This is a genomic window from Sphingomonas sp. GM_Shp_1 (assembly GCF_026540895.1).
In the GTDB taxonomy this organism is placed as follows: Bacteria; Pseudomonadota; Alphaproteobacteria; order Sphingomonadales; family Sphingomonadaceae; genus Sphingomonas.
Window position 1 is genome coordinate 1 of the sequence record NZ_JALNUR010000022.1, and the last position, 13,426, is coordinate 13,426.

The window sequence follows — 13,426 nt, forward strand, 5'->3', positions numbered from 1 at the left end:
CTCTTCGGCGCGCGCACGCTCCTCCTCGGCGCGCTGCTGACGCTCGGCATCCTCGCGGCGACGCGATTCTTCCTGCATCGCCAGGCGCTGTTCCTCGGCCTCACGCAGCAGGCGGGCCTGACGCTCCTGCGCCGTCTCGTTCGACGGAACGGGGCGCGGCGGGGCGACCGGCGCGGCCGCCACGGGGGCGGCCGGTGCCGGAGTCGGCGCAGGCGCGGTCGCCTCGGGGGCTCCACCCTGCGGGCCCAGGACGCGACGGCGCTTCGTCTCGACGATCACGGTGTTCGAGCGGCCGTGGCTGAAGCTCTGCTTCACCTTGCCGGTCTCGACCGTGCGCTTCAGCCCCAGGGGCTGGCGCATTCCGAGTTTCGGCTTGTCGTTGTCGGTCTCGCTCACTCAAAATCCTCGTGTACGGTCACGGCCGGTCGGTCACCAGTAAGGTCGGACGCCGATGCGCCTTGCGAGGCCGTTTCGCAAGGCGTTGCCACAGGGTCGGGTCCGATAAAATGCAGCCAGCGGTCGAGCGCTTCGCTCACCCGCTTTGCCGCGTTACGATCTGTCAGGCCGATGTGTACCACATTTTCGCGGCCCAACGCCAATGACAATATGGGGCGTGTGGCGGGCAGTGCCAACCCCTTGAGATCCGAACCTTCACGGTCCGATCCCACGCGCCACGCCTGAGCCAGCTTGCGGCACCCATCCTCGCCCGCATCGGACGCATGATAGAGCGCGTGCAACTGTCCCGAGCGCGCCGCCGTCGCGATCTTGTCCGATCCGGTCAAGAGCATCCCCGAGCGCGACTCGAGGCCCAGCCGGTCGAGCGCATTGCGCTCCAGCGCGGCGGTGATCAGGTCGGGCAAGTCGTCGGGAATGACGAACTCGCCCGTCTTGAACGCGCGCGCCAAGGCCCCCTTCAACCGCCCCTTCTGAATCGCGGTTTCCAGTTCGGCGCGAGTCACGCCGATCCAGCCGCCCCGGCCCGGCGCCTTGGCGCGGACATCGGGGAGGACCCGCCCGTCGGGCGCCAGCGCCAGACGGATCAGGTGCGGGCGTGCGTCATGCTCGCCCGACAGGATGCAGCGGCGGACCGGCCCGTCGATCGAGTCGCGGGCGGCCTTCGCGGCATTCCGGGGACCCCGGCCCTTTCCGGCCGGAGCGGTATTTACGCCCGCGCGCTCATTGTCCCGGTTCCGCATGCGCGTCTCCCGGGGGGTTCGAGGCGGGGGCGTCACGGTCGGCGATCAACTGACCGCCCGCACCGTAATTTTCGGTGGAGACCTCCTCGATCACGATCTGGACGGCGGCCGGGTTCTTGCCCAGCCGCTCCACCAGCGAACGAGTCACGTCGGCGACGATCTCGGCCTTTTGCTGCTTGGAGGCGGTGCCCGCCAGACGGATCGAGACGAACGGCATCAGGCTTCGTCGCCCTCCGCCTGAGTCGCTTCCTCGGCCACGGGCTCTTCCTCGTCGGTGAACCAGTGGGCGCGAGCGGCCATGATGATCTCGTTGCCCTGCTCGTCGCTCAGGCCATATTCGGCCAGGATGCCGCCCTTGGGGGCGGGACGCGGGGCGTCGTCGCCACGGCGACGCGGCTCGGCGCGCTTCTTCTCGACCAGTTCGTCGGTCGCCAGGTCGGCGAGATCGTCCAGCGTCTTGATGCCCGCCTTGCCCAGCGTGACCAGCATCGCCTCGGTCAGATACGGCATCTCGGCCAGCGCGTCCTCGACGCCCAGCGCACGACGCTCGTCACGGGCGGCCTGTTCGCGGCGGTCCAGCGCTTCCTGCGCACGGCTCTGCAGCTCCTGCGCCAGGTCTTCGTCGAAGCCCTCGATCGCGGCCAGCTCGTCGAGCTCGACATAGGCGACCTCTTCCAGTGCGCCGAAGCCCTCGGCGACCAGCAGCTGGGCGAGCGTCTCGTCCACGTCCAGTTCGTTCTGGAACAGCTCGGAATTCGCGACGAACTCCTTCTGGCGCTTCTCGGAGGCGTCGGCCTCGGTCAGGATGTCGATCGCCTTGGCGGTCAGCTGGCTGGCCAGGCGCACATTCTGGCCGCGACGGCCGATGGCGAGGCTGAGCTGATCGTCGGGAACGACGACTTCGATCCGGTCCTCTTCCTCGTCGATCACGACGCGGCTGACATTGGCGGGCTGGAGCGCGTTCACCACGAAGGTCGCGGTGTCGGGCGACCAGGGGATGATGTCGATCTTCTCGCCCTGCATCTCCTGCACGACGGCCTGCACGCGGCTGCCCTTCATGCCGACGCAGGCGCCGACGGGATCGATGCTCGAATCATGGCTGATCACGCCGATCTTGGCGCGGCTGCCCGGATCGCGTGCGGCGGCCTTGATCTCGATGATGCCGTCATAGATTTCGGGCACTTCCTGCGCGAACAGCTTCTTCATGAAGTCCGGGTGCGCCCGGCTCAGGAATATCTGCGGACCACGGTTCTCGCGGCGGACGTTCAGGATCAGCGAGCGGATGCGGTCGTTCACGCGGACGACTTCGCGCGGGATCTGCTGGTCGCGACGGATCACGCCCTCGGCGCGGCCCAGATCGACGACGATATGGCCGAACTCGACGCGCTTGACGACGCCGGTGATGATCTCGCCCTGGCGGTCCTTGAACTCGTCATATTGACGGTCGCGCTCGGCGTCGCGGACCTTCTGGAAGATGACCTGCTTGGCCGCCTGCGCCGCGATGCGGCCGAATTCGATCGGAGGCAGCGGATCGACGATGAAGTCGCCGATCTGGGCGCCCTTTTGCAGCTTCTCGGCGCCCTTCAGGTCGATCTGCTTGTAATAATCGTCGACCTGCTCGACCACCTCGACGACGCGCCACAGGCGGAGGTCGCCCGAGTTCGGATCGAGCTTCGCGCGGATGTCGTTCTCGGCGCCGTAGCGGGCACGGGCGGCGCGCTGGATCGCGTCCTCCATCGCCTCGATGACGATGCCCTTGTCGATCATCTTTTCCGAGGCGACCGCATTCGCGATCGCGATCAGTTCCGCCTTGTTGGCGGAAATGGCGGTAGCCATCAGTGCCGTCCTTCCGTGGTGGCGCCGTCCTGTTCGGGCGCGTCCTGATAATAAACCTCTTCCGCGCCCTCGACGGACAGCGGCACCGTCGCGGCGATCAGCCGGTCGGTCATGACGAGCTTGGCGTCCTCGATCGCGGCGAAGGGCAGTTCGTGGCGAACCTCCTCGCCATCGACGATGACGACACTGTCCCCCTCGACCCCGGCCAGGTCGCCCTTGAACTGCTTGCGGCCATTGCGCTTCTCGGCGAGCGTGATCCGCGCCTCATGCCCCGCCCAGTCGGCAAAGTCCTTCAGCCGGGTCAGCGGGCGGTCGATACCGGGCGAGGAGACCTCCAGCCGATACGCATGGTCGATCGGATCGCGGCCCTGTTCCTCCAGTGCGTCCATCACGTCGGAAATCCGGCGCGACAGGTCGGCGCAATCGTCGATGTTGAGCTGGCGCGTATCGGGACGCTCGGCCATCACCTGAAGCGTGGGGTCCGACGTGCCGCCATACATCTTCACGCGCACGAGCTCGAAGCCGAGCGCCTTGGCCTCGGGTTCGATGAGTTGCGTCAGAAGGGCGATGTCCGCCATGAAAGCTCCAGATGTGCCGGTGCGCTGCCGCGGAACCCGTCCCGCAGCCTCTTTCACCCGACGATGTAAGAGAATGCCGCATTCTATACGCGCAACTCTCTTGCGAAACAAGCGCGCATATCGAAACGTTACCCCGCATGATCGGGGCCGATACGGCCCCGGACGGGAGAGACGATGATGAGATTGCCGCTGCTCGCCACCCTGCCGGTGGCGCTGATCGCCTGTTCGGGCAATGGTCCCGGACCCGACGAGACGGGTGCGACACCGCCGGTCGCGGTCGCTCCCGGCGGCACGCCGTCCCCCTCGCCCTCCGCCTCCGCCACGCCGCCCGCGACGGTGGTCGACGGCCAGCCTTTCGGCCGCACCGTCATCGCCGATTTCGACGCGCCATGGGCGATGACCTTCCTGCCCGACCGGCGGATGCTGGTCACCGAGAAGGACGGTCGGATGCTGCTGGTCGGCGCGGACGGGCAACAGCGTCAGACGATCGCGACCATCCCGGTCGATTCGGCGGGCCAGGGCGGGTTGATGGACGTGGTCCTCGCCCCCGATTTCGCACAGTCGGGGCGCATCTATTTCAGCTATTCCGCCGCGGCCGAGGGCGGCAAGCGGGTCGTGCTGGCGCGCGGCCGGTTGCAGGAGACCAATGGCGCGGCCCGCCTCGCCGAGATCGAGGCGCTCTGGCGGGCCAGTCCGGCGGTGACCGGCGACGGCCATTATTCGGGCCGCATCGCCTTTTCCCCCGATGGCCAATATCTGTTCTTCACGGCGGGCGACCGGCAGAAATTCACGCCGGCACAGGACCCCAAGGCGACGCTGGGCAAGGTGCTGCGCCTGACCCCGGACGGCCAGCCCGCGCCGGGCAATCCGCTGGCCGCGCAAGGCTTCGACCCGGCGGTCTGGTCCTATGGCCATCGCAACCTGCTCGGCATCGCCTTCGATGCCTCAGGCAATTTGTGGGAGCAGGAAATGGGGCCCAAGGGCGGCGACGAGGTCAATCTGATCCTGCCGGGCCGCAACTATGGCTGGCCCAACGCCTCCAACGGATCGCATTATGACGGGCGCGACATTCCCGACCACCGCGCGGGCGATGGTTACGAAGCGCCCAAGGTCTGGTGGAACCCGGTCATCTCGCCGGGCGGGCTGATGATCTATTCGGGCTCGCTCTTCCCGCAATGGCGCGGCGACGCCTTTATCGGCGGACTGTCGAGCAAGTCGCTGGTCCGCGTCGACCTGAACGGCACCAATGCGGCCAAGGGCGACCAATGGGACATGGGCGCGCGCATCCGCGAGGTCGAGCAGGGGCCGGACGGCGCCATCTATGTGCTGGAGGATGGCGGCGAATCGCAAGGGCGGCTGATCCGCCTGACCCCGGCCACCCCCTCCTGATCCGGCTCGTCCCGCCCATCAGGTGGGGCGGCACGGCGCGAATGTCGGACAATTTACTTGACCGGCGCGGGCGGCAAGGCGATCCTGTGACCGGGCGGAGAAGGGCGAAAACGCCTCGCTTCCCCATAAGGGGAGACGCGTGAGATGCCATTGACCTACCGCATGCCGCCCAGTCGTGCGCGCACGGTCGAGGTGCATTCGCGCGACGCCCGGCTGTCGCGCGGCCTGTCCGGCACCAATTTGGAGCGCGCGGGCGACTATAATCTGCGCACCGTGCTCCAGGTGATCCGCATCCACGGCGAAACGACCCGGATCGCCATCGCCAACCAGACCGGCCTGACCCCGCCGACCATCGCCAACATCACCGGGCGGCTGACCGAGATGGGGCTGATCCGTACCGCCGGGCGGCTGCATCGCGGGCGCGGCCAGCCCGCGCTCAAGATCGAACTGTGCCCCGACGGCGCGTTCGGCATCGGCCTGACCATCGATCGCGACCATCTGGCCATCGCGATCCTCGATCTGAGCGGCAGGGTTCGCGCCCGCGCGACGCGAGAGATCGGTTTCGCCAGCCCCGACGACGTGCTGGCCTTCATCCGCGACACGCTGGGTCCCGCGCTGGTGGAGGGCGGCGTCGACCGTTCGCGGGTGCTGGGCGTCGGGGTGGCGATGCCGGACGGGGTCGACCGGTCGCTGCCCAACCAGACGCGCGGCTATGACGCCTGGGTCGGGGTCGATCTGGAGACGCTGCTCGCCCCGCTGCTGCCCTGGCCGATCCACCGCGACAACGACGCCGCCGCCGCCGCGCTGGGCGAGGCACAGTATGACCAGGATTTCGAGTGCCCCAGCTTCTTCTACCTGCTGATCACGGCGGGCCTGGGGGGCGGGCTGATCATCGACCGCAGCTATCATCGCGGCGCGCATCGCCGGTCGGGCGAGATCGGCCTGATGCCCGATCCCACCGCCGACCGGCCGGGCGCGGTGGTGCAGGACACCGTGTCGCTGGCGGGGCTTCAGGTCCGGCTGGCGGCGGCGGGCCTTCGGCTGGAGTCGCCCGAGACGCTCAGCGAGCATGACGACCCGAAGCTGTCCGCCGTGCTCAACCAGTGGATCGTCGATTCGATCGCCTCGCTGATCCAGCCCTTCGTCGCGGTCACGACCCTGTTCGATCCGCATGCGATCCTGATCGGCGGACGCCTGCCCGCCTGGCTGCTCAACCGGCTGGCGGAGGGGTTGCGCCAGGCGCTGGCGGGGATCGAACTACCCGCCCGCCCGGTCATCCGTCCCGCCCGCACGGCACAGGACGCCCCGGCGATCGGCGCGGCGATGCTGCCCTTCATGGACCGGCTGCTGCCGTCCGACTCGATCCTGATCCAAGCCGGGCGGGGTTAGCCCCTCCCCCTACTCCAACCCTAACCCCGTTCGGCCTGAGCGAAGTCGAAGGCCAAGGGAATCCCGCGCCTCCAAGGCACCGGGAACGGTCCGGCGTGGCCTTCGACTTCGCTCAGGCTGAACGAGGGTAGGGAAAGAACAAAAGGGCCCGCCTCCCCTTTGGAAGCGAGCCCTTCAGGCATCTTACCAAGTCCAGCGGCTATCAGCCCGCCATATCCTCCAATTCGCGACCGCGCGTTTCGTTGACCATCGCGCGAACGAAGAAGAACGAGACCGCCGCGAAGAAGGCATACCCGAAATAGGTCACGCTCAGGCCCGGCGACACGGCCAGCGCCGGGAAGCTGACCGAGATGGCGGCATTGGCGATCCACTGGGCGAAGCCCGACACCGCCAGGCCCGAACCGCGGATCTGGTTCGGGAACATCTCGCCCAGCATGACCCACATCACCGGGCCCCAGCTCGCGTTGAAGAAGATGACGTACAGGTTCGCCGCGACCAGCGCGATCACGCCATTGTTGCCGGGCAGGGTCACGCCGCCGTTCGCACCGGTGACGGCGGTCGAAAAGGCATAGGCGACGATCGCCAGCGTCACCGCCATGCCCGCCGATCCGATCAGCAGCAACGGCTTGCGCCCGATCTTGTCGACGGTCGCGATGGTGAACAGGCAGGCCGCGATCGACAAGACGCCCGACAGGATGTTGGTCTGAAGCGCATAATCCTCGGAGAAGCCGACCGCTTCCCACAGGGTCGCGCCGTAATAGAAGACGACGTTGATGCCGACGAGCTGCTGGAAGATCGCCAGACCGATGCCCGCCCACAGGATCGGGCGAATCTTGCCGGTGGTCTTGTCGACCAGATCGGACAGCTTGGGCTTGTGATGATCGGCGGCCAGGCTGGCGCGGATCTCCGCCACCTTGCGGGTCGCCTCGGCCTGGCCGAACAGCTTGGTCAGGACGGTGTGCGCCTCGCCATCGCGGCCCTTGGCGACCAGGAAGCGCGGGCTTTCCGGGATGATCGACAGCGCCGCGAAATAGATCGCCGCCGGGATCGCCTGAAGCCAGAACATCCAGCGCCAGGCGGGATAGCCCAGCCAGAATTCGGCGGTCGAGCCACCGGCATAGCGCGCCAGCGCGAAGTTCGCGACGAAGGCCCCGGTCAGGCCGGTGATGATCATCACCTGCTGCACGCTCGACAAGCGACCGCGAATCGCGGCGGGCGTCACTTCGGAGATATAGACGGGCGAGATGACACTGGCCGCGCCGACGCCCAGACCGCCGATGATGCGCGCGAAGATGAAGATGGCCGAGCTGCTCGCCGCCCCCGCCAGCAGCGCGCTGACCAGGAACAGGCCGGCGGCCAGCATCATGACGTTGCGGCGGCCGATCGCATCGGCCAGGCGGCCCGCCCCGAACGCACCGATCGCCGAGCCGACCAGGATCGCGCCGACATTGACGCCGACGCCCAGGCGACCGAGATCGAAGGCGGCCTCCAGCCCCTTCTGGGTGCCGTTGATGACCCCCGAATCATAGCCGAACATGAAACCGCCGATGGTCGCGACGGCGACGATCGCGGTGATGAAACCATGATTGACGCTGCCAGCGTCCAATCCCCTTGTCTTGTCGGTCACCTCGGGCCCTCTCCTGATCCGTGCATGGCGTCTTCGCCTATCGACACGGCAATGCTCTGTCACCGGCGCGATATGCGACCGGTCATCATGGTAACGCTATCTTAAAACACCGCGCCGTCAAGCATGCGCATTTACCGCCATTCCCCCATTGCGACGGAATGTCCCCGCGCATCAGATTTCGCGCGGGCGGCGACGCGGGGCGGCGTCCGACTGGCGGCGGATCAGGCTGTAGTCGAGCAGACGGTGCGGGGCGGCATCGCCATTCTTCTGCCGGATGACGGTCGCCATCATCTCCACCGCCGCGCGCGCCATATCGGCGATCGGCTGGTGGATGGTGGTCAGTTCGGGCCAGATCGTCGTCGACAGGGTGGTGTCGTCGAAGCCGCACACGGTCAGGTCGCTCGGCACGTCCAGCCCGCGCCGGTGCGCCACCGCCACGCTGGCCGCCGCCATGTCGTCGTTGGAGGCGATGATCGCGGTCGGCGGCTCGGGCAGGTCGAGCAACCGCTCGGCAGCGTCCAGCCCCGAGCGATAGGTATAGAGGCCGGGCGCGACCAGATCCTCGTCGAACGGCACGCCCATCGCCTCCAGCGCGGCGCGGAACCCCTCGTAACGCCGCGCGCTGGCGGTCAGATTGGGGTTGCCGCAGATGAAGCCGATCCGACGATGGCCCAGCGTCATCACATGCCGGGTCATCTCCTCCGCCGCCGCGCGGTCGTCGATCTGAACCGCCATGGTCGTGTCGGGCATCTCCTCGGGCGCGCGACCGGTCGCGACCACCACCGAGGGCACCCCCGCCTCGCGCAGCAGCGCCAGCACCGCCTCCGCCTCGCAAAGGGGCGGCGGCAGGATCACGCCGTCGATACCGCCCTTGATCAGGTGGCGCGCCACCTCGACCTCGTGATCGCCGATCTCGCATTTCTCGACCACCATCTGCACGTCGAGGCGTGACGCCTGGTCGAGCGTACCGAGCAGGAATTCGCTGAGGAATCCCTGGCTGGGGTTGCTGTAGAGCATGCCGATGCGGATCTGCGCCGCCCCCGCCAGGCTGCGCGCGGCGGGGTTGGGGGCGTAGTTGAGCTGGGCGATCGCCGCCTCCACCTTTTCGCGGGTGGCGGGGCGGACATTGGCCTCGTTGTTGATGACGCGCGAGACGGTCATCAACGAAACACCGGCGGCGCGGGCGACGTCACTGATCGTGGGAGCGCTGCTGCCGCGGCGCGAAGTCCTGATGCTCATAACGTTTACGCTTCCACCTTTCGGGCGCGAGACGCAATGCTTTGCGCATGTTTCTGTAAGGAGTGCCCCGATGGTAGCGCTTGATTCCCCCGGGCCGGACGTCTAGGGGCCGCATCAGCATCAAGAGTCGGGCCGTCGCCCGGCACCAACCTGCCCCCCGGCAAGGTGGTGCCTCTCCGACAAGGAGGGGGATGTGGCCAGACCGGCAACAACGGGACGATCAGCCACTTTCTCCTCCATCCGACTCGCCCGATTGGACGAAGGATTTGTGATGGACGTGGCCCCCCAGCAATTTGCGAGCGACAATTACGCGGGCATCTGCCCCGAAGCCTGGACCGCGATGGATCAGGCCAATCGCGGCTATGTCCCCGCTTATGGCGAGGACCCCTATACCGACCGCGCCGCCGACGCCTTTCGCACGCTGTTCCAGACCAAGTGCGAGGTGTTCTTCGCCTTCAACGGCACGGCGGCCAATTCGCTGGCGCTCGCCGCGCTCTGCCAGAGCTACCACAGCGTGATCTGTTCGGCCTCCGCGCATGTCGAAACCGACGAGTGCGGCGCGCCGGAATTCTTCTCCAACGGCTCCAAGCTGCTGGTCGCGCAGACCGACGACGGCAAGCTGACGCCCGAGGCGGTGCGCGCGCTCGCCACCGGCCGCTCGGACATCCACTTCCCCAAGCCGCGCGCGGTGACGATCACCCAGCCGACCGAGACGGGGCAGGTCTATACGCTGGCCGAGATCCATGCGCTGTCGGCCACCTGCCGCGATCTGGGGCTGCGGCTGCATATGGACGGCGCGCGCTTCGCCAATGCCTGTGCCGCGCTCGGCTGCTCGCCCGCCGACATGACCTGGCGCGCCGGGGTCGACGTGCTGTGCTTCGGCGGGACCAAGAACGGCATGGCGGTGGGCGAGGCGATCCTGTTCTTCGACCCCGTGCTGGCGGAGGATTTCGACTATCGCTGCAAACAGGCGGGGCAGCTGGCGTCCAAGATGCGCTATCTGGCCGCACCCTGGATCGGGATGCTCGACAGCGGCGCATGGCTGTCCAACGCCGCGCACGCCAATGCCTGTGCCCGGCGGCTGGCCGACCGGGTGGCGGGCCTGCCAGGCATCGCGCCGATGTTCCCGGTCGAGGCCAATGCGGTGTTCCTCAGCGCGCCGCCCGCCGTGCTGGATGGCCTGCGGGCACGCGGCTGGCGCTTCTACACCTTCATCGGCGGCGGCGCGCGCTTCATGTTCGCCTGGGACGCCGACCCGGCGCGGGTGGACCAGCTGGGCGACGACATCGCGGCGGTGGCGGTGGAGGCGTTGCAGGCGGCTTAAGGCCGGATCGACGTTCCTATTCACGCGAAGACGCGAAGACGCGAAGAATGTGTTCGCGCGGAGGCGCGGAGAACGCAGAGAGGTTGAGCCTGAGGCGACGGATTCATGCGGCGCGCTACCGAGAGGGTATGATGTCTCTGCGCCCTCCGCGCCTCTGCGCGCAAAAAAGGATTGGTGTCTTCGGTTGAATTCCTGGGCGGGATCGACCTTCAAGCAGGAGAGGCCCCCTTCCTCCCCTGTAAGGGGAGGGGGACCATGCGCAGCATGGTGGAGGGGTGTCCCCGCTATCGAGAGCGCGACACCCCTCCATCAGGCCTGACGGCCTGCCACCTCCCCTGCCAGGGGAGGAATGGGTGAATGACGATTGGCTCCAGGCTTCGCCCCGACAACCCGCGCCCGTCGGCCATGAGGATGCAGTGATCCTATCGGCTCGTCTGGAACCGGCCATCCAGACGGTCGCCGATGGACCAGAGTGGCTCCGGCACCGGTCGGCGGCATTCCCGGGTTTCGCAGATCGTCACCACGGACGAGCTTTGGTCGGCCTCGTCGTGGTACGCCCATTCCGCGCCGCGTTCCGATGCGCCGCTACGGCGCGGTTTCGGCCGCGAGGCGATCCAGCCAGGCTTGCGCCTGCTTGGGCTCACCGACGGCCTCTGGCCCAACCGGGCCGCGTGACGCGAGAAATTCGGCGTGAAGCGCAAAGGGCGGCAGGCCCAGCTGGGTTCTTGCCGCGTCGATCTCCTCGCCCATCTCGGTCAGTTGCGCCACGATCGGAGCCGCCGCCGCACGGGCCGTCCGGTCCTTGCGATGGTCGAACAGCCCCCATTTGCCCGCCGCGGTCGTCTTCAGCGCGGCGATCAGTGCCTCGCGATAGTCGCGTTCCATATCCTCGCGGAGCGCGTCGAGCCGCGCCAGTCGATCACCCTTGGCCATCTCCGTGCCTTAGGCGGCGGTCATCGGGTCGGCAATCTCTGCTCGGTGGCTCAGCGGGCGGACGCCAGTTCGATTTCCACCCGGCGGTTGCGCGCACGGCCCGCGCTGTCGTCGCTGCCATCGGGCTTTGCATTGGGGGCGATGGGGCGCGTCTCGCCCAGCGCGATGAGCTTCATGTCGGCGCGGGCGATCCCCTTGCCCGCCAGATAGTCGCGCACCGCCTCGGCCCGCTTGCGCGACATGATGCGATTGGCCTCGTCATCCCCCTCGCTGTCCGAATGGCCGCTGAGCACGATATGGCCGCCCTTCACCCTGGGATCGGCGGCGAGCCGGTCGAGCGCCGCGCGGGCATCCCGGTCCAACGCCGCGCCGCCCTCGGCAAAGCCGATGGTCGACAGGCTGGCCCCGGGGTTGGCAGCGACCTCACCGGGCAAGGCGTCGGATTTGGGGGGCACGGCCCCGCTGGTATCGGCGGAGGGTGACGGGTCGGGGACCGGCAGTTCGATCGACACGCCCTTGGCCCCCGCCGCGCGGGCGACCGCCGTATCGCCGGTGTCGCATCCGGCCAAAGCCAAGGCGAGCCCGGTCATGGCCGCCAGCCCCCCCGATCGCATCCGCATTCGCATCCCCCTTGCCCGGTCCGGCCCCGACCGATCCGCTCGGATGTGAACCATAAGGGGACGATTGCTGCGGCGCAAACCGGAGAAGCGCGACACGATGCTTGGGGGAACGGACCAGATCGAGACAGGCGTGCCGGGCTATTCCCCGGTGGGGGGCGGGATGACGCCGCGCTCCTCGCTCAGGATACGCCACCCCGCCAGGAACAGCGCGGCGACCACCGGGCCGACGACGATGCCGCTCAGCCCCAGCATCTCGATCCCGCCCAGCGTGGTCAGCAGCACGATCCAGTCGGGCAGGCCAGTGTCGCGTCCGACCAGGATGGGCCGCAGGATATTGTCGGCCAGGCCGATGACCAGCACGCCCGAGGCGACGACCACCGCCCCCTGCCAGATCGCACCCGTCGCCAGCAGGTAAATGGCAACCGGCACCCAGATGATCGCCGGACCGATCGCGGGCAGCAGCGCCGCGATCGCCATCAGCACGCCCCAGAGCAAAGCGGCGGGCACCCCGACGATCCAGAAGGTGATCGCCCCCAGCGCGCCCTGGACCAGCCCGACAATGACCGACCCCTTGATCGTCGCGCGCACCACCGCGACGAAGCTGTCGGCCAGCCGGACGGCCACCCCCTGCTCCAGTGGCAAGGCACGGACGAAATTCGGCCCCAGCCGGTCGCCGTCGCGGATCAGGAAGAAGGCGACATAGAGGCCGACGCCGAAGGCCAGCGCGAAGGCGAAGGCGTTGCGCCCGATCGACAGCGCCTGGGTCGCGATCTGGCTGACGCTGCTGCTCAATGTGCGCGAGACGCGCTGTTGCAATCCCTCGAAACTGCCGATGCCCGAACTGTCCATCATCTGGCGAAGACGGCTGGGCAGCGCGTCGCGCACCTGCTGGAAATATTGCGCGAAGTCGATCTGGCCGCTGCGCATCTTCAGATAGACGCCTGATGCCTGATCCACGACCATGCTGCCGATCAACAGGGTCGGCACGACCACCGCGAAGGTGATGATCAGCATGGTCAGCCCGGCGGCGGTGTTGCGCCGCCCCCCGGTCTTCTCCAGCAGCCAGTGGAACAGCGACCGGAACAGGATCGCCGCCAGCCCCGCCCACAGCAGAGCGACGAGAAAGCCGGAAACGACCGCGATCAGGCCGATGGTGATGAGCGCCAGGAAGAGGATGAATCCTCCCCGTTCGATCTTCTGCCGGTCGATGATCATCCTAACCCTCCCCCATTCGCATCGCGGCCTAACCGTCACGTCGCCGCAACGGTTCCGTGACTTGGGTTAATCGGATGACG

At 67.8% G+C, this 13,426-nt stretch carries 13 protein-coding genes and 1 riboswitch; of the genes, 3 read left to right on the plus strand and 10 right to left on the minus strand.

Annotated features, from left to right (window positions below; genetic code table 11):
- The 5 genes from OXQ33_RS11955 to rimP all read right to left on the minus strand — a co-directional run.
- A partial coding sequence (locus OXQ33_RS11955; protein ID WP_267434919.1) for a translation initiation factor IF-2 associated domain-containing protein occupies positions 1 to 396 on the minus strand: 396 nt, incomplete at its 3' end.
- Positions 393 to 1,100, minus strand: a complete 708-nt coding sequence (locus OXQ33_RS11960; RefSeq protein WP_267434963.1) for a DUF448 domain-containing protein — start codon at positions 1,098 to 1,100, stop codon at positions 393 to 395. The genes OXQ33_RS11955 and OXQ33_RS11960, both read right to left, overlap by 4 nt.
- A 76-nt stretch (positions 1,101 to 1,176) precedes the next feature.
- The gene (locus OXQ33_RS11965; RefSeq protein ID WP_076710289.1) at positions 1,177 to 1,413 is read right to left on the minus strand and encodes a 4-oxalocrotonate tautomerase family protein; all 237 of its coding nucleotides are present in this window, start codon (positions 1,411 to 1,413) and stop codon (positions 1,177 to 1,179) included.
- Positions 1,413 to 3,032 (minus strand): transcription termination factor NusA, encoded by a 1,620-nt coding sequence (gene nusA / locus OXQ33_RS11970; protein ID WP_267434920.1) that lies wholly within the window; start codon positions 3,030 to 3,032, stop codon positions 1,413 to 1,415. The genes OXQ33_RS11965 and nusA overlap by 1 nt, the downstream gene beginning before the upstream one ends.
- Positions 3,032 to 3,610, minus strand: a complete 579-nt coding sequence (rimP, locus tag OXQ33_RS11975; protein WP_267434921.1) for a ribosome maturation protein RimP — start codon at positions 3,608 to 3,610, stop codon at positions 3,032 to 3,034. The genes nusA and rimP overlap by 1 nt, the downstream gene beginning before the upstream one ends.
- Positions 3,611 to 3,787: 177 nt before the next feature.
- Here rimP and OXQ33_RS11980 point away from each other — a divergent pair, with 177 nt between their 5' ends.
- Positions 3,788 to 4,999, plus strand: coding sequence for a PQQ-dependent sugar dehydrogenase (locus OXQ33_RS11980; protein WP_267434964.1), 1,212 nt, complete (start codon positions 3,788 to 3,790; stop codon positions 4,997 to 4,999).
- Positions 5,000 to 5,161: 162 nt separating this feature from the next.
- Positions 5,162 to 6,388: an ROK family transcriptional regulator gene (locus tag OXQ33_RS11985; protein WP_267434922.1), complete on the plus strand. Its 1,227-nt coding sequence runs from the start codon at positions 5,162 to 5,164 to the stop codon at positions 6,386 to 6,388.
- 202 nt (positions 6,389 to 6,590) lie between these two features.
- Here OXQ33_RS11985 and OXQ33_RS11990 read toward each other — a convergent pair whose 3' ends face one another.
- Both OXQ33_RS11990 and OXQ33_RS11995 read right to left on the minus strand, forming a co-directional pair.
- On the minus strand, positions 6,591 to 8,015 hold the full coding sequence (locus OXQ33_RS11990) for a sugar porter family MFS transporter (RefSeq protein WP_267434923.1): 1,425 nt from the start codon (positions 8,013 to 8,015) through the stop codon (positions 6,591 to 6,593).
- A 171-nt stretch (positions 8,016 to 8,186) separates the two neighbouring features.
- Positions 8,187 to 9,254, minus strand: coding sequence for a LacI family DNA-binding transcriptional regulator (locus OXQ33_RS11995; protein WP_267434924.1), 1,068 nt, complete (start codon positions 9,252 to 9,254; stop codon positions 8,187 to 8,189).
- Positions 9,255 to 9,366: 112 nt separating this feature from the next.
- A riboswitch (SAM-I-IV-variant riboswitch) is annotated at positions 9,367 to 9,477 on the plus strand.
- 48 nt (positions 9,478 to 9,525) lie between these two features.
- On the opposite strand from OXQ33_RS11995, the gene OXQ33_RS12000 reads away from it, so the two are divergent.
- Complete coding sequence (locus OXQ33_RS12000) at positions 9,526 to 10,578, plus strand: low specificity L-threonine aldolase (RefSeq protein WP_267434926.1); 1,053 nt, start codon at positions 9,526 to 9,528, stop codon at positions 10,576 to 10,578.
- A 585-nt stretch (positions 10,579 to 11,163) separates the two neighbouring features.
- Here the strand turns inward: OXQ33_RS12000 and OXQ33_RS12005 are convergent.
- From OXQ33_RS12005 to OXQ33_RS12015, 3 genes are all read right to left on the minus strand, one after another.
- Complete coding sequence (locus OXQ33_RS12005) at positions 11,164 to 11,511, minus strand: hypothetical protein (protein WP_267434927.1); 348 nt, start codon at positions 11,509 to 11,511, stop codon at positions 11,164 to 11,166.
- A 50-nt stretch (positions 11,512 to 11,561) separates the two neighbouring features.
- Positions 11,562 to 12,101 (minus strand): OmpA family protein, encoded by a 540-nt coding sequence (locus OXQ33_RS12010; protein ID WP_267434928.1) that lies wholly within the window; start codon positions 12,099 to 12,101, stop codon positions 11,562 to 11,564.
- 168 nt (positions 12,102 to 12,269) lie between these two features.
- A complete protein-coding gene (locus tag OXQ33_RS12015) occupies positions 12,270 to 13,346 on the minus strand; it encodes an AI-2E family transporter (RefSeq protein WP_267434929.1) in 1,077 nt (358 codons plus the stop codon).
- Positions 13,347 to 13,426 lie beyond the last annotated feature (80 nt).